The sequence below is a fragment of the Stenotrophomonas geniculata genome (assembly GCF_034508895.1).
In the GTDB taxonomy this organism is placed as follows: domain Bacteria; phylum Pseudomonadota; class Gammaproteobacteria; order Xanthomonadales; family Xanthomonadaceae; genus Stenotrophomonas; species Stenotrophomonas geniculata.
In genome coordinates, this window is the sequence record NZ_CP140571.1 from 3,043,619 (window position 1) to 3,058,639 (window position 15,021).

At 66.9% G+C, this 15,021-nt stretch carries 15 protein-coding genes; 9 read left to right on the forward strand and 6 right to left on the reverse strand.

What is annotated here, in order from left to right:
* Positions 1-56: 56 nt before the first annotated feature.
* The 4 genes from hemE to RI032_RS13940 form a co-directional block, all read right to left on the reverse strand.
* Positions 57-1,139: a uroporphyrinogen decarboxylase gene (hemE, locus tag RI032_RS13925; protein WP_322547166.1), complete on the reverse strand. Its 1,083-nt coding sequence runs from the start codon at positions 1,137-1,139 to the stop codon at positions 57-59.
* Positions 1,140-1,165: 26 nt separating this feature from the next.
* Positions 1,166-1,405 carry a WGR domain-containing protein gene (locus tag RI032_RS13930; protein WP_019336384.1) on the reverse strand — a complete coding sequence of 80 codons (240 nt, stop codon included), beginning with the start codon at positions 1,403-1,405 and terminating at the stop codon, positions 1,166-1,168.
* 120 nt (positions 1,406-1,525) lie between these two features.
* Positions 1,526-2,638 carry a 3-dehydroquinate synthase gene (aroB, locus tag RI032_RS13935; RefSeq protein WP_197579300.1) on the reverse strand — a complete coding sequence of 371 codons (1,113 nt, stop codon included), beginning with the start codon at positions 2,636-2,638 and terminating at the stop codon, positions 1,526-1,528.
* On the reverse strand, positions 2,635-3,177 hold the full coding sequence (locus RI032_RS13940; protein WP_057502749.1) for a shikimate kinase: 543 nt from the start codon (positions 3,175-3,177) through the stop codon (positions 2,635-2,637). Before RI032_RS13940 ends, aroB begins: the two co-directional genes overlap by 4 nt.
* Positions 3,178-3,276: 99 nt before the next feature.
* On the opposite strand from RI032_RS13940, the gene RI032_RS13945 reads away from it, so the two are divergent.
* Positions 3,277-3,480, forward strand: coding sequence for a dodecin family protein (locus RI032_RS13945; RefSeq protein ID WP_005410663.1), 204 nt, complete (start codon positions 3,277-3,279; stop codon positions 3,478-3,480).
* Between the two features lie 6 nt (positions 3,481-3,486).
* On the opposite strand, the gene RI032_RS13950 is transcribed toward RI032_RS13945, so the two are convergent.
* Positions 3,487-4,314, reverse strand: coding sequence for a kinase (locus RI032_RS13950; protein ID WP_322547167.1), 828 nt, complete (start codon positions 4,312-4,314; stop codon positions 3,487-3,489).
* A gap of 40 nt (positions 4,315-4,354) precedes the next feature.
* On the opposite strand from RI032_RS13950, the gene pdxH reads away from it, so the two are divergent.
* Positions 4,355-4,954 (forward strand): pyridoxamine 5'-phosphate oxidase, encoded by a 600-nt coding sequence (gene pdxH / locus RI032_RS13955; protein WP_010482766.1) that lies wholly within the window; start codon positions 4,355-4,357, stop codon positions 4,952-4,954.
* Between the two features lie 84 nt (positions 4,955-5,038).
* Here the strand turns inward: pdxH and prpR are convergent, their stop codons facing one another.
* On the reverse strand, positions 5,039-6,622 hold the full coding sequence (prpR, locus tag RI032_RS13960; RefSeq protein WP_071306231.1) for a propionate catabolism operon regulatory protein PrpR: 1,584 nt from the start codon (positions 6,620-6,622) through the stop codon (positions 5,039-5,041).
* 152 nt (positions 6,623-6,774) lie between these two features.
* On the opposite strand from prpR, the gene prpB reads away from it, so the two are divergent.
* The 7 genes from prpB to RI032_RS13995 all read left to right on the forward strand — a co-directional run bounded on the left by prpB (position 6,775) and on the right by RI032_RS13995 (position 14,983).
* Positions 6,775-7,668, forward strand: a complete 894-nt coding sequence (gene prpB, locus RI032_RS13965) for a methylisocitrate lyase (protein ID WP_062607986.1) — start codon at positions 6,775-6,777, stop codon at positions 7,666-7,668.
* Between the two features lie 36 nt (positions 7,669-7,704).
* On the forward strand, positions 7,705-8,862 hold the full coding sequence (gene prpC, locus RI032_RS13970; protein ID WP_010482770.1) for a bifunctional 2-methylcitrate synthase/citrate synthase: 1,158 nt from the start codon (positions 7,705-7,707) through the stop codon (positions 8,860-8,862).
* Positions 8,863-8,959: 97 nt separating this feature from the next.
* Positions 8,960-11,578 carry a Fe/S-dependent 2-methylisocitrate dehydratase AcnD gene (gene acnD / locus RI032_RS13975; protein ID WP_322547168.1) on the forward strand — a complete coding sequence of 873 codons (2,619 nt, stop codon included), beginning with the start codon at positions 8,960-8,962 and terminating at the stop codon, positions 11,576-11,578.
* Between the two features lie 100 nt (positions 11,579-11,678).
* Positions 11,679-11,936, forward strand: coding sequence for a type II toxin-antitoxin system ParD family antitoxin (locus tag RI032_RS13980; protein ID WP_019338677.1), 258 nt, complete (start codon positions 11,679-11,681; stop codon positions 11,934-11,936).
* On the forward strand, positions 11,923-12,249 hold the full coding sequence (locus RI032_RS13985; RefSeq protein WP_126560726.1) for a type II toxin-antitoxin system RelE/ParE family toxin: 327 nt from the start codon (positions 11,923-11,925) through the stop codon (positions 12,247-12,249). Before RI032_RS13980 ends, RI032_RS13985 begins: the two co-directional genes overlap by 14 nt.
* A gap of 23 nt (positions 12,250-12,272) precedes the next feature.
* Entirely contained in the window at positions 12,273-13,451 is a 1,179-nt protein-coding gene (prpF, locus tag RI032_RS13990; protein ID WP_049410401.1) for a 2-methylaconitate cis-trans isomerase PrpF, read from the forward strand.
* Positions 13,452-13,522: 71 nt separating this feature from the next.
* Positions 13,523-14,983, forward strand: coding sequence for a bifunctional 2-methylcitrate dehydratase/aconitate hydratase (locus RI032_RS13995; RefSeq protein WP_164193481.1), 1,461 nt, complete (start codon positions 13,523-13,525; stop codon positions 14,981-14,983).
* The last annotated feature ends 38 nt before the right edge of the window (positions 14,984-15,021 follow it).

The window sequence follows — 15,021 nt, forward strand, 5'->3', positions numbered from 1 at the left end:
CGCGCACTGCGGGTCACGGCGCGATCAACATCGCGCCGCAACCGCATGCGCAAGGTTCAGCGCTGGCTGTGCGCGTGCACCGCGTCGACCAGTACCTGCACGTGCGCCGGGTCCATGTCCGGCGACATGCCGTGGCCAAGATTGAACACATGGCCCTCGCGCGAACCATCGTTGCCCGCGGCATAGGTGTCGAGCACGCGTGCGGCAGCGGCGGCGATCGCATCCGGCGAGGCGTACAGCGTGGTCGGGTCGAGGTTGCCCTGCAGGGCAACGCGGCCACCGGTGCGGCGCATGGCCTCGTCCAGGTCCAGCGTCCAGTCCAGGCCCAGCGCATCGGCGCCGGTCTGCGACAGCGCTTCCAGATGCAGGCCGGTGCCCTTGCCGAACAGGATCAGCGGCGTGCGCTCGCTGCCTTCGCCACGCTCCAGGCCCTCGGCAATGCGCTGCAGGTAACGCAGCGAGAACTCGCGGTACATCGACGGCGACAGCACGCCACCCCAGGTGTCGAACACCTGCAGCGCCTGCGCACCAGCCGCACGCTGCGCGCCGAGGTAGGCGATCACCGCTTCAGTGGTGACCTCCAGCAGGCGGTGCAGGGCCTGGGGGTGGTTCAGCGCCATCGCCTTGATGCGCGCAAAGTCCTTGCTGCCACCGCCTTCCACCATGTAGCAGGCCAGCGTCCACGGGCTGCCGGAGAAGCCGATCAACGGCACCTGGCCATCCAGTTCGCGGCGGATCAGGCGCACCGCGTCCATCACATAGCTCAGGTCCTGTTCCATGTCCGGCACGGCCAGCCTGGCGATGGCCGCTTCATCACGCACCGGGTGGCGGAACTTCGGGCCTTCGCCTTCGACGAAGTACAGCTCCAGGCCCATCGCGTCGGGAATGGTGAGGATGTCCGAGAACAGGATGGCCGCGTCCAAGGGGAAGCGGCGCAGCGGCTGCAGGGTGACCTCGCAGGCGATCTCCGGATTCTTGGCCATGGCCAGGAAGCTGCCGGCCTTGGCCCGGGTCGCGCGGTACTCCGGCAGGTAGCGGCCGGCCTGGCGCATCAGCCAGACGGGGGTGCAGTCCACCGGTTCGCGGCGCAGGGCGCGCAGCAGGCGATCATTGCGGAGAGGGCTGGTCACGATGGGCATTCCTTGGACGAAAGTTGGCAGCGGCGTCAGTCGCCGTGCGAAAGGATCTGGAAGCCGCGATGCAGTTCGGCATCGCGGGCCTTCTCGAAAGCATGGCGGGCTTCGTCGGCCTGCAGGAACAGCTCGCGCCGCAGCTGCGAGCGGGCACCGACGCGGCCGCTTTCGCGCAGCAGTTCCCAGCCGCCGAACAGATCCGGCTGCAGGCTCAGGCGCAGGAAGCGCGGTGCCTGCGCACCGGCGTCGGGATGTTGCAGGTAGACGTGCATGGCGCCGATTGTATCGCCCCGGGGCGGCACGGACCTGTAGAGCCGAGCCCACGCTCGGCTGCGCTTCATGCCGCAGCACAATCCGTCAGCGCCGGGCCATGCCCGGCGAACGCGGAAAGGTCAGCCCGCGCCCAGCACCTTCAGCACCGCCGCCTCATCCACGTCCGGCACCACCTCGGCACGGCCCATGCCGCGCCACAGCACCAGGCGCAGGCGGCCGGCCACGTTCTTCTTGTCCAGCCGCATGCGGCCCAGCAGGGCCTGTGGGTCCAGCCCGGCCGGAATCGCCACCGGCAGGCCAAGGCGTTCCAGAAGCGATTGCAGGCGCGCGCGGTCGGCATCCTCGGCCAGGCCCAGGTGGGTGGACAGCTTCGCCGCCAGCACCATGCCCACCGCCACGGCCTCGCCGTGGTTCAGCGCATCGCGGCCCGGGGCCGAGTAGCCCTGTTCGGTCTCGATGGCATGGCCGAAGGTGTGGCCCAGGTTGAGCAGGGCACGCTCGCCCTTCTCAAACGGATCGCGCTCGACGATGGCGGCCTTGTGCCGGCAGCTGCGCGCGATGGCTTCGGAAAGCACGTTGTCTTCACCGGCGATCAGCGCATCGGCATGCTGCTGCAGCCATTCGAAGAACACGGCATCGCCCAGCGCGCCGTACTTCACCACTTCGGCCAGGCCGGCACGCAGTTCGCGCGGCGGCAGCGTAGCCAGCACGCGGGTATCGGCAATGACCGCGCGCGGCGGATGGAAGGCGCCGACCAGGTTCTTGCCGGCCGGAATGTCGACCGCGGTCTTGCCGCCCACCGACGAATCGACCATCGCCAACAGGGTGGTCGGCAGCTGCACGCAGTCCACGCCGCGCATCCAGCAGGCGGCTGCAAAACCGGCGAGATCACCGACCACGCCACCGCCGAGGGCGAACACGCAGGCGTCGCGGGTGGCGCCAAGCGCGGCCAGTGCTTCGATCGCACGGCCGAACTCGGCCAGGGTCTTGGAGGCTTCGCCTGCGGCCAGCACGTGCTCGCCGACGATCAGGTCGGGGCGTGCGGCCAACAGCGTCTGCTTCACGGCGTCCAGATAGCGTGGGGCCACTTCGCTGTCACTGAGCAGCAGCACGTGGCGGCCGCGAACATGCGAGGCCAGCGCAGCGCCGTCGGCCTGGGCACCGGCGCCGATGGTGATGGTGTAAGGGCGGTCGCCGCCAACGGCGACCTGCAGCAGGGCGGGGGAAGTCATGCGGTCAGGTCCTGGCGCTGCCATTGCGTGGCCAGCTTGACCACCAGGTGGGCGGTCGCGTCGGCAGCGGTATACGGGTCGGTATCGAGGGTGAGGTCGGCCAGTTCGCGGTACAGCGGGTCGCGGTGTGCGGCCAGATCGTGCAGCACCTGCTCGCGGTCCGGGCGCTGCAGCAGCGGCCGGCCCTTGTCGCGGGCCAGGCGTTCCAGCTGCGCGGCCACGCTGACCCTCAGGTAGACCACGAAGCCGCGCTGGGCGATCAGTGCACGATTGCCAGGATCCAGCACCGCGCCGCCACCGGTGGAGACCAGCTGGCCGCGGCCTTCCAGCACGCGCGCAAGCGCCTCGCGTTCATGGTTGCGGAAGCCGGCTTCGCCGGAGTGCTCGAAGATGGTCGGGATGCTGGCGCCGGCGGCATCGACGATGGCCTGGTCGACGTCGACGAAGTCCAGCGTGAAGCGCTCGGCCAGGCGGCGGCCGATGCAGGTTTTGCCGGCGCCCATCGGGCCGATCAGGATCAGGTTCGGAGCAGGATTCATGCATCTCTGATGCTAACACCTCCGTGCCCTGGCCTTTACGTTCTTCACGTCAGGGTAGGCGTTCCTGCGGGATCTCCCGCGCCAGCCGGAGTACAGGCCATGACGGTCGCCAAGGTCATCGAAATCACCGCCTCCTCGCCGAAAAGCGTGGAGGACGCCGTGCGCAGCGGGCTGAAAAAGGTCTCCGAGACGGTCAAGGGCATCCAGGGCGCCTGGGTGAACGAGACCAAGGTGGTCACCAATGGCAGTGGCGAGATCACCGAATGGCGGGTCAACTTGCGGGTGACCTTCCTGGTGGAATAGGCGCGCTCAGCGCACGTCCTGCACCTGTCGCTGGCCGTCCAGCACCACCACGTGGTCGGCCAGGGCGGGCAGGGCACGCAGCGCCTGGCGGCTGACCCGCTCGTAATACTGCACGAAGCGCTCCAGCTGTGGCCGGCTCATGCCGTGCCGGCCCGGCTGCGCGGCCTGCAGGTTCTGCTCCTGCTGCCAGCGCCAGCGTGGTACCACCGAGAAATCCGGTGGCTGCAGGAACCACAGGCGGTCGCAGCGCTGCCACAGCGCAGGATAGTCGCGGGCCAGCGCCTGGTTGCACCAGCGCCGCCAGCGGCCATCGGCGTCGGCCTCCCGTTCCAGCGCGTTCAACGGGCTGTACAGCGCGTCGTCATCCTGCGCAGGCGTGCCCAGGAACCAGCCTTCGAACACCAGCAGGTCCAGCGGTTGTTGCAGCTGCGGCCATTGCGCTTCGGGCAGGCGTTCATCGGCCAGCTTGTCGAAGCGCGGCATCGCGAAGGGCTGGCGTGCGGCCACTGCATCCAGTACCGCGTGGGCCAGCGGCAGGTCATGGGTGCCAGGCGGGCCGCGGGTGATCAGCAGTGGGTGCACCTGGCGGGCCAGCCGTTGGCGCTGTGCGCGGGTCAGGTAGACATCATCGATCGACAGCGTGGCTGCGCTCAGGCCGCGTGCCTGGGCGCGGGCCACCACCTGCGCGGCCAGCGTCGATTTGCCGCTCCCCTGCAGGCCGCTGATCGCCAATACTGGAACTGCTGCGCCGCTGCCCAGTGCATCGTCCAGTACCTGTTCGGCCAATGTTTCGGGGAATCCTTTCACCTGGGGCATATACGCAGCAGCGGCCATGCAGCCACAATAGCCCAATCCGTGTGAGAAGAACGCAATCATGAGCGACCTGTACGCCGAAGCCCTGTCCACGTTTGCCGGCCTGTTCGAAGAGGCCAAGCAGAGCCGCGAGGTCGAGCCGAATGCGATGACCGTGGCCACCGCCGATACGCAGGGCCGTCCCTCGGCACGCACCGTGCTGCTGAAGGCGTTCGATGAGCGTGGCTTTGTCTTCTACACCCATCTGGACAGCCACAAGGGCCAGGAACTCCATGCCAACCCGCAGGCGGCGCTGTTGTTCCTGTGGCGCAGCCTGCGCGAGGCCGGCATCCAGGTGCGCATCGAGGGGCGCGTGGAGCAGGTGGCCGACGCCGAAGCCGATGCCTATTTCGCCAGCCGTCCGCGGATGAGCCAGATCGGCGCCTGGGCCTCGCAGCAGTCGAAGACGCTGGCAACGCGTGAAGAGTTCGACGCGCGCGTTGCCGGGATCGAAGCCCGCTTCGAAGGCAAGGACGTGCCGCGCCCGGAGGGTTGGAGCGGCCTGCGCGTGGTGCCCGACCGCATCGAGTTCTGGTACGGCGCGCAGTTCCGCCTGCACGAACGCTGGTGCTATGAAGCCGGTGCCGAAGGGCGCTGGAGCAAGCGCCTGCTGTATCCGTAAGTCGGGGCGGTGCCGGGGCTGCGGTAGAGCCGAGCCCATGCTCGGCTGTTGTCCCTGCAGAAGCGGCCGAGCATGGGCTCGGCTCTACAACCCCTCCGCGCGCAGCCACCGCCACAGCGTGGTGCGTGATACGCCCAGCGCCTGTGCCATGCCCTCGCGGTCATTGCGATGTTCCTGCAGCAATGCTTCCAGCTGCGCACGCGGCGGGCGTTTGCCGTTACTTTCCAGCGGCAGTGCCGTCGCGCCTTCGCTTGCCAGCTCGGGCGCAAGCTGCAGCAGTCGCGAAGCATCAATAGGCCCTTCAGCCGGCTGCCAGTGGATGCGCAGGCGATCCACCAGATTGCGTAGTTCGCGCACGTTGCCGGGCCACTCGGCCGTGGTCAGCACCGCCAGTGCATCCTCATCCAGTGGCGCGTCGATGCCACGCAGCTGGCGGAAGAAGTGCTGCGCCAGCAACGGGATGTCACCGCGCCGGGCACGCAGCGAGGGCAGGGCAATGCGTAGTGCGGCCAGTCGGTAATACAGATCGCGGCGGAAGCTGCCCGCTGCCGCGCGCTGCTCCAGCGATTGTAGGGTGGCGGCCACCACGCGCAGGTCGACCGGGGTCGGTTCGGTTGCGCCGACACGCAGTACCTCACGTTCTTCAAGTACACGCAGCAGGCGGGTCTGCAACGGCAGCGGCAGCTCGCCGATCTCATCCAGGAACAAGGTGCCCCCGTCTGCGGCTTCAACCAGGCCGACGCGTCCGCCGCGACGTGCGCCGGTGAAGGCACCATCGCTGTAGCCGAACAGTTCTGCCTCCAGCAGCGATTCGCTGATCGCACCGCAGTTCAGCGCGACGAAGCGACCCCGCCGGCCGCTGGCGGCGTGCAGCTGGCGTGCCACCAGTTCCTTGCCGGTGCCGGTTTCGCCACTGACCAGCACGGTGCTGTCGTGCGGTGCATAGAGCGCAATCTGTGCGCGTACCTGTGCCATCGCATCGCTGTCGCCGAGCAGTTCATGCGCGTCGGCACGTACTGCCGGGCGCCGGCGTGGGGTGGATCGGTTGCCACTGGAGCGGGCCAGCGTCTGGGTCAGTTCCAGCGCATGTTCGAACGCCTGCCGCACCGAGTCGGCCGAGTACAGCAGCACGCCGGGCAGGCCGGCCTGTTCGGCGTGATCGATGGCCATGCCGGTGCCGACGATCACTTCGATGCCATTGGCGCGCAGGTCAGCGATGCAGTCGCGCGCATCCTCGCGGGTGACGAAACGGCGATGCTCGATATCCAGGCCGAAACTCTGCTGGAAGTTGCTGAACACCGGTACGTCGCTGGCGTGGGTGACCAGGCCGATGCGGCTGGCGATGCGGCGTGCACGCGCCAGCGCCTCCATAAGATCGAAGCCGTTGGCCTGGATCGGCACCAGCGGCAGCTCCAGCCGGCTGCGCAGCCAGGCGGCATTGGAGCCACCGGCGATCACCACGTCGCAATGCTCACGGCGCAGGCGCTGGCCGATCACCTCGACGGCTTCCTCGAAGCCGAGATTGATCTGCTCGATGCGCGCGCGGCGGTCGAACTCCGGAATGACGTCGCCGAGCAGGCCGGTCAGCCGCGAGACGCTGACGGTCCAGATCACCGGACGGCCGGGATCGGCATCTGTGTGGCGCAGGGGCGAGCGTGGCAGATACATGGCGGCGTGTGGGGTCCAATGTTTCATGATACATCTGTTTCAGTGTTTCATATGTTTCACTGATGCGGGTCAGTCATCCCCGTGAAATCAAGCGCTTGCAGGTTGGCATGGTGTTTGCGCCTACACACACGTTCTCCAACCTGGATTGCCGCATGACCGCTTCCACTCCTTTCTCTGCCGGTGCCCGCTTCCGTGAGGCGCGGGCTGCCGAATCGCCGCTGCAGGTGATCGGCGCGATCAACGCCAACCACGCCCTGCTGGCCAAGCGCGCCGGCTTCCGCGCCATCTACCTGTCTGGTGGCGGTGTTGCCGCCGGCTCGCTGGGCCTGCCGGACTTGGGCATCAACACCCTGGAAGACGTGCTGGTGGACGTGCGCCGCATCACCGATGTCTGCGACCTGCCGCTGATGGTCGACATCGATACCGGCTTCGGCCCGAGTGCGTTCAACATCGCGCGCACCGTGAAGTCGCTGATCAAGGCCGGTGCGGCCGCCTGCCACATCGAGGACCAGGTTGGCGCCAAGCGCTGCGGTCACCGTCCGGGCAAGGAGATCGTGTCGCAGGGTGAAATGGTCGACCGCGTGAAGGCGGCCGCCGATGCCAAGACCGATCCGGACTTCTTCCTGATCGCGCGCACCGACGCCATCCAGGTGGACGGCGTGGACAAGGCCATCGAGCGCGCCATCGCCTGCGTCGAGGCCGGTGCCGACGGCATCTTCGCCGAGGCCGCCTACGACCTGGACACCTACCGCCGCTTCGTCGACGCGGTGAAGGTGCCGGTGCTGGCCAACATCACCGAGTTCGGCGCCACCCCGCTGTTCAGCCGCGATGAACTGGCTTCGGCCGGCGTGGCCATCCAGCTGTTCCCGCTGTCTGCCTTCCGCGCCGCCAACAAGGCCGCCGAGAACGTCTACCAGGCGGTGCGCCGCGATGGCCACCAGCGCAACGTGGTGGAGACCATGCAGACCCGCGAAGAACTCTACGACCGCATCGGCTACCACGCGTTCGAGCAGCAGCTCGATGCACTGTTCGCCGCCAAGAAATAAGCAGTACCCTGCACCATCAAGTTTTCGGAGGGAAACATGAACGATACGACCGCAACCCCGACCTTCAAGCCGAAGAAGTCCGTCGCCCTGTCCGGCACCGCTGCCGGCAACACCGCGCTGTGCAGCGTGGGCCGCAGTGGCAACGACCTGCACTACCGTGGCTACGACATCCTGGACCTGGCCAACACCAGCGAGTTCGAGGAAATCGCCTACCTGCTGGTGCACGGCAAGCTGCCGACCCGCGCCGAGCTGGTTTCCTACAAGGCCAAGCTGAAGTCGCTGCGTGGCATTCCGGCCGCGGTGAAGGCCGCGCTGGAAGAGCTGCCGCCGTCGGCGCACCCGATGGACGTGATGCGCACCGGCGTGTCCGTGCTTGGCTGCGTGGCGCCGGAGAAGGACGATCACAATCACCCCGGCGCGCGCGACATCGCCGACAAGCTGATGGCCTGCCTCGGTTCGATGCTGCTGTACTGGTACCACTGGAGCCATAACGGCCGCGCCATCGATGTGGAAACCGATGACGACTCGATCGGTGGCCACTTCCTGCACCTGCTGCACGGCGAGAAGCCGCAGGAGTCGTGGGTGAAGGCGATGCATACCTCGCTGATCCTGTATGCGGAACACGAGTTCAACGCCTCGACCTTCACCTGCCGTGTCATCGCCGGTACCGGCAGTGACATGTACAGCGCGATCTGTGGTGGCATTGGTGCCCTGCGCGGTCCGAAGCACGGTGGCGCCAACGAAGTGGCGTTCGAAGTGCAGAAGCGCTACGACACCCCCGATGAGGCCGAGGAAGACATCAAGGCCCGCGTCGAGCGCAAGGAAGTGGTGATCGGTTTCGGCCACCCGGTCTACACCGTCTCCGATCCGCGCAACAAGGTGATCAAGGACGTGGCCCGCGAGCTGTCCGAAGAACAGTCCAGCATGAAGATGTACGACATCGCCGAGCGCCTGGAATCGGTGATGTGGGACATCAAGAAGATGTTCCCGAACCTGGACTGGTTCAGCGCCGTCAGCTACCACATGATGGGCGTGCCGACTGCGATGTTCACCCCGCTGTTCGTGATCGCCCGCACCGCCGGCTGGAGCGCGCACATCGTCGAGCAGCGCATCGACGGCAAGATCATCCGCCCGAGCGCCAACTACATCGGTCCGGAAGACCGCGACTTCGTCGCCATCGACAAGCGCGTCTGATCCACCTGCTGTACCCATCCGGCCGGCCGCGTGCCGGCCGGATGCTTTCGCCGCCGCACCGCCGGCACCCGGCCCGCCTCAAGCACTCCGCCAGCCCATGAATACCGATTACCGCAAGAACCTCCCCGGCAGCGCGCTGGACTATTTCGACGCGCGTGCCGCTGTCGATGCGATCCAGCCCGGCGCCTACGCCACCCTGCCGTACACCTCGCGCGTGCTGGCCGAGAACCTGGTGCGCCGCTGCGATCCGGCCACGCTCAGCGATTCGCTGAAGCAGCTGATCGAGCGCCGTCGCGACCTCGATTTCCCGTGGTTCCCGGCGCGCGTGGTGTGCCACGACATCCTCGGCCAGACCGCACTGGTCGATCTGGCCGGGTTGCGCGATGCGATCGCCGACAAGGGCGGCGACCCGGCCAAGGTCAATCCGGTGGTGCCGGTGCAGCTGATCGTCGATCACTCGCTGGCGGTGGAGTGTGGCGGTTTCGATCCGCAGGCGTTCGAGAAGAACCGCGCGATCGAAGATCGTCGCAATGAAGACCGTTTCCACTTCATCGACTGGACCAAACTGGCCTTCGAGAACGTGGACGTGATTCCGCCGGGCAACGGCATCATGCACCAGATCAACCTGGAGAAGATGTCGCCGGTGGTCTACGTGCAGGACGGCGTGGCCTTCCCGGATACCTGCGTGGGCACCGACAGTCACACCCCGCACGTGGATGCACTGGGCGTGATCGCAATTGGTGTTGGCGGCCTGGAAGCAGAGAACGTGATGCTGGGCCGCGCGTCGTGGATGCGCCTGCCCGACACCGTCGGTGTCGAACTGAGTGGCCGCCCGCAGCCGGGCATCACCGCCACCGACGTGGTGCTGGCCCTGACCGAGTTCCTGCGCAAGGAGCGCGTGGTCGGAGCCTGGCTTGAATTCTTCGGCGAGGGTGCTGCGGCACTGACCATCGGTGACCGCGCCACCATCTCCAACATGTGCCCCGAATACGGTGCCACCGCCGCGATGTTCTACATCGACGCACAGACCACCGATTACCTGCGCCTGACCGGTCGCGAGGAATCGCAGGTGGCGCTGGTGGAAAACTATGCACGCACCACAGGCCTGTGGGCCGACGACCTGGCCACCGCGCAGTACGAGCGCGTGCTGCGCTTCGACCTGTCCAGCGTGGTGCGCAACTTGGCGGGCCCGTCCAACCCGCACAAGCGCGTCGCCACTTCCGAGCTGGCCGAGCGCGGCATCGCCGACGAGGCCAAGCTGGCAGCGGGCAAGGCCGAGCAGGCGCAGGGCCTGATGCCGGATGGCGCGGTGATCATCGCCGCCATCACCAGCTGCACCAACACCTCCAACCCGCGCAACGTGATCGCCGCCGCACTGCTGGCGCGCAAGGCCAATGAACGTGGCCTGCTGCGCAAGCCGTGGGTGAAGTCCTCGTTGGCGCCCGGCTCGAAGGCGGTGCAGCTGTACCTGGAAGAGGCCGGCCTGCTGCCGGACCTGGAAAAGCTGGGCTTCGGCATCGTCGCCTTCGCCTGCACCACCTGCAACGGCATGAGCGGCGCGCTCGATCCGGCCATCCAGCAGGAGATCATCGACCGGGACCTGTACGCCACGGCCGTGCTGTCGGGCAACCGCAACTTCGATGGCCGCATCCACCCGTATGCGAAGCAGGCTTTCCTGGCGTCGCCGCCGCTGGTGATCGCCTATGCCATCGCCGGCACCGTCCGCTTTGATATCGAGAAGGACGTGCTGGGCGTGGACGCCGATGGCAACGAGGTGCGCCTGAAGGACATCTGGCCGAGCGATGCCGAGATCGACGCGGTGGTGAAGGCCTCGGTGAAGCCCGAGCAGTTCCGCAAGGTCTACAACCCGATGTTCAACGTGCGCGTGGAGAACGGTGCCGCGGTCAGCCCGCTGTACGACTGGCGCCCGCAGAGCACCTACATCCGCCGTCCGCCGTACTGGGAGGGCGCACTGGCCGGTGAGCGCACGCTGGCCGGCATGCGCGCGCTGGCGGTGCTGCCGGACAACATCACCACTGACCACCTGTCGCCGTCCAACGCGATCCTGGCCTCCAGCGCCGCCGGCGAGTACCTGGCGAAGATGGGCCTGCCGGAAGAGGACTTCAATTCCTATGCCACGCATCGCGGTGATCACCTGACTGCGCAGCGCGCCACCTTCGCCAATCCGAAGCTGTTCAACGAGATGGTGCGCAACGACGATGGCAGCGTGAAGCAGGGTTCGCTGGCGCGCGTGGAGCCGGAAGGCAAGGTGATGCGCATGTGGGAAGCGATCGAGACCTACATGGAGCGCAAGCAGCCGCTCATCATCATTGCCGGTGCCGACTACGGCCAGGGCAGCTCGCGCGACTGGGCCGCCAAGGGCGTGCGCCTGGCCGGCGTGGAAGCGATCGTGGCCGAGGGCTTCGAACGCATCCACCGTACCAACCTGATCGGCATGGGCGTGCTGCCGCTGGAGTTCAAGCCGGGCACCACCCGCCTGACCCTGGGCATCGATGGCACCGAGACCTTCGACGTGGTGGGCGAGCGCACCCCGCGCGCCGACCTGACCCTGGTCATCCACCGCCGCGACGGCCAGGACCTGATCGTGCCGGTCACCTGCCGCCTGGACAGCGACGAGGAAGTGGCGATCTACGAGGCGGGTGGCGTGCTGCAGCGCTTTGCCCAGGATTTCCTGGAAGGCGCCAAGGTGGCGTGATACCGGCCTGAATGCCTGCCCCCGGAGTCCGGGGGCGGGCTTGTCCGACACCTGGGCAGGGCGCACACTGACTTGGCAAAAACTGCCAATGGAGAGTCTCATGGCCACCATGAACATTTCGCTGACCGACCCGCTCAAGCAGTTCGTGGACGAGGAAGTGCGTGAAGGCGGCTATTCCAGTACGTCGGACTACGTGCGTGACCTGATCCGCCAGCGCCAGCGCAGCAAGGCCGAAGAACTGCTCAAGCAGCTGATTGCCGAGGGGCTGGCTTCTGGGCCTGGCGTCCCGGTGACGGCCGACACATTCGAGCGCATGCGTCGTGAACTGACCGAAAGGATGGAGCGTGAAGGCGATTGAATGGCGACCCAGGGCCGAAGCCGACGCAGCCGATGCCGCGCTGTGGTTCGCACGGCAGGGTGGGCTGATACTGGGTCGGCGCTTTCTCGCCGAGTTGGAGGCCACGCTTCAACGCATCGCGGTATTTCCAGGCTCGGGTTCCACCCGGCACGCCGACCTCGCAGCACAGCTGCCGGTGCCGTTGCGGTTCATGCTGGTTCCGAGCTTCGAACGGTACCTCGTCTATTACCTCGATCTACCGGACCGCGTGGACATCATGCGTGTGTGGTGCGTTGATCGTGGTCTTGACGCACTGATGCAAGACATTTCCTGAAATCCAAACGCGTGGATCCGACGATGACCTTCCTCCCGCAACTCCGTATTCCCGCCACCTACATGCGCGGCGGCACCAGCAAGGGCGTGTTCTTCCGCCTGCAGGACCTGCCCGAGGCCGCGCAGGCGCCGGGCGCCGCACGCGATGCACTGCTGATGCGCGTGATCGGCTCGCCCGATCCTTATGGCAAGCAGACCGATGGCATGGGCGGCGCCACCTCCAGCACCAGCAAGTGCGTGATCATCTCCACCGCCTCGGTGCCAGACCACGACGTGGACTATCTGTACGGCCAGGTCTCGATCGACACCGCCTTCGTCGACTGGAGCGGCAATTGTGGCAACCTCAGCACCGCGGTCGGCCCGTTCGCGATTGCCAATGGCCTGGTCGATCCCGCCCGCGTGCCGCGCGATGGCCTGTGCACCGTGCGCATCTGGCAGGCCAACATCGGCAAGACCATCATCGCCCACGTGCCGATGCGCGATGGCGAAGTGCAGGAAATCGGCGATTTCGAACTGGATGGCGTGACCTTCCCGGCCGCCGAGATCCAGCTCGAATTCATCGATCCGTCCGATGACGGCGATGCGGGCGCGATGTTCCCGACCGGCAATCTCGTCGATACCCTGGAGGTGCCCGGCGTGGGCAGCTTCGAGGTGACCATGATCACTGCCGGCATCCCGACCATCTTCCTCAATGCGGCCGACCTGGGCTACACCGGCACCGAACTGCAGCCTGCGATCAACGAGGACAAGGGGGCGCTGGAGCGCTTCGAGAAGATCCGCGCCTACGGCGCCTTGCGCATGGGGCTGATCAAGAACCTGGAAGATGCGGCCACGCGCCAGCACACGCCGAAGGTGGCCTTCGTGGCACCGGCGCAGGACTATGTGTCGTCCAGCGGCAAGGCCATCCCGGCCTCGGCCATCGACCTGCACGCGCGTGCGTTGTCGATGGGCAAGCTGCACCACGCGATGATGGGCACTGCCGCCGTGGCGATCGGTACCGCGGCGGCGATTCCGGGCACCCTGGTCAATCGCGCCGCCGGTGGCGGCGAACGTGAGGCGGTGACCTTCGGCCATCCCTCGGGCACGTTGCGCGTGGGTGCGCAGGCTGGTCTCGTTGACGGCCAGTGGACAGTGACCAAGGCCATCATGAGCCGCAGCGCCCGTGTGCTGATGGAAGGCAAGGTGCGGGTGCCAGCCGAATAGTGCTCTGGTAGATGCCAACCTTGGTTGGCATGGTGCACGGGCAACCGTGCACCGCAACGAGGAGATCGACGATGTCCGACAACCACACCCCATCCAACGAGCGTGCAGCGTGGGATGCACTGCTGGTGGACATTGTCGATTACGTGCGCGATGCCCGCATCGACTCACCGCTGGCGTTCCAGACCGCGCATCACTGCCTGCTTGATACGCTGGGCTGCGGCCTGGAAGCGCTGTCCTTCCCGGCCTGCAGCAAACTGCTCGGTCCACTGGTGCCGGGCATCAGCGTGGTCGACGGCGCGCGCGTACCGGGCACGCACTACGTGCTGGACCCGGTGCAGGCCGCCTTCAACATCGGCGCAATGGTGCGCTGGCTCGATTTCAACGACACCTGGCTGGCCGCCGAATGGGGCCATCCATCGGACAACCTGGGCGGCATCCTTGCCGTCCTTGACTGGCTGGGGCGCAACGCGCAGGCCCTGCGTCGTCCGCCGCCGACCGTGCACGACGTGCTGCTTGCGATGATCAAGGCGCACGAGATCCAGGGCGTGCTGGCGCTGCAGAATTCCTTCAACCGCGTCGGGCTGGACCATGTGGTGCTGGTCAAGGTGGCCACCACCGCGGTGGTGGCGCAGCTGCTCGGGCTGGATCGCGAACGCATGCTCAATGCAGTGTCGCTGGCCTGGATAGATGGCCAGGCGCTGCGAACCTACCGGCACGCGCCCAATGCCGGCTCGCGCAAGAGCTGGGCTGCTGGCGATGCGACCAGTCGTGGCGTGCGTCTGGCGCTGATGGCAGCCAGTGGCGAGATGGGCTATCCCAGCGTATTGAGTGCACCGACATGGGGTTTCGAGGCCGTATCCATGCACGGTCAGGCACTGACGCTGGGGCGACCGCTGGGCAGCTATGTGATGGAGAACGTGCTGTTCAAGATCAGCTACCCGGCCGAGTTCCACGGCCAGACCGCAGTGGAGGCGGCGGTCACGCTGCATCAGCAACTGCGCGCGATGGGGCGGCGGGTCGAGGACATCGCGCATATCGCCATCCGCACCCAGGAAGCCTGCATCCGCATCATCGACAAGCAGGGCCCGCTGCATAACCCGGCCGACCGCGACCACTGCGTGCAGTACATGGTCGCCATCGCGCTGCTGCACGGGCGGCTGGTGGCCGAGGATTACGAGGACGACGTTGCCGCCGATCCGCGCATCGATGCCCTGCGGGCGAAGATGGCCTGCCATGAGGATCCGCAGCTCAGCGCGGATTATCTGGATCCGGACAAGCGCAGCATCGCCAACGGCCTGAGCGTGCGCTTTACCGACGGCAGCGAGCTGCCCGAGGTACTGGTGGAATACCCGCTCGGCCACGCCCGGCGCCGCGAGGAAGGCATTCCGCTGCTGATGGACAAGTTCCGCCGGCACCTGGCCCATCGCTTCCCGACCGCCCAGCAGCAGCGCATCTGGGCCGCTTCACTGGACCCGGTGACGCTGGCGGCGATGCCGGTGACCGACTACGTGGACCTGTACCTGCCGGGGTGAGGCCGCTCTGGTAGATGCCAACCTTGGTTGGCATGGGG

Coding starts and splice junctions, on each gene's coding strand:
- RI032_RS13950 (WP_322547167.1), bottom strand. CDS start 4,314: ATGGCCGCTGCTGCGTATATGCCCCAGGTGAAAGGATTCCCCGAAACA.
- RI032_RS13945 (WP_005410663.1), top strand. CDS start 3,277: ATGACGGTCGCCAAGGTCATCGAAATCACCGCCTCCTCGCCGAAAAGC.
- RI032_RS13995 (WP_164193481.1), top strand. CDS start 13,523: ATGTCCGACAACCACACCCCATCCAACGAGCGTGCAGCGTGGGATGCA.
- prpR (WP_071306231.1), bottom strand. CDS start 6,622: ATGTATCTGCCACGCTCGCCCCTGCGCCACACAGATGCCGATCCCGGC.
- prpC (WP_010482770.1), top strand. CDS start 7,705: ATGAACGATACGACCGCAACCCCGACCTTCAAGCCGAAGAAGTCCGTC.
- hemE (WP_322547166.1), bottom strand. CDS start 1,139: ATGCCCATCGTGACCAGCCCTCTCCGCAATGATCGCCTGCTGCGCGCC.
- RI032_RS13980 (WP_019338677.1), top strand. CDS start 11,679: ATGGCCACCATGAACATTTCGCTGACCGACCCGCTCAAGCAGTTCGTG.
- RI032_RS13930 (WP_019336384.1), bottom strand. CDS start 1,405: ATGCACGTCTACCTGCAACATCCCGACGCCGGTGCGCAGGCACCGCGC.
- pdxH (WP_010482766.1), top strand. CDS start 4,355: ATGAGCGACCTGTACGCCGAAGCCCTGTCCACGTTTGCCGGCCTGTTC.
- prpF (WP_049410401.1), top strand. CDS start 12,273: ATGACCTTCCTCCCGCAACTCCGTATTCCCGCCACCTACATGCGCGGC.
- aroB (WP_197579300.1), bottom strand. CDS start 2,638: ATGACTTCCCCCGCCCTGCTGCAGGTCGCCGTTGGCGGCGACCGCCCT.
- RI032_RS13940 (WP_057502749.1), bottom strand. CDS start 3,177: ATGAATCCTGCTCCGAACCTGATCCTGATCGGCCCGATGGGCGCCGGC.
- prpB (WP_062607986.1), top strand. CDS start 6,775: ATGACCGCTTCCACTCCTTTCTCTGCCGGTGCCCGCTTCCGTGAGGCG.
- acnD (WP_322547168.1), top strand. CDS start 8,960: ATGAATACCGATTACCGCAAGAACCTCCCCGGCAGCGCGCTGGACTAT.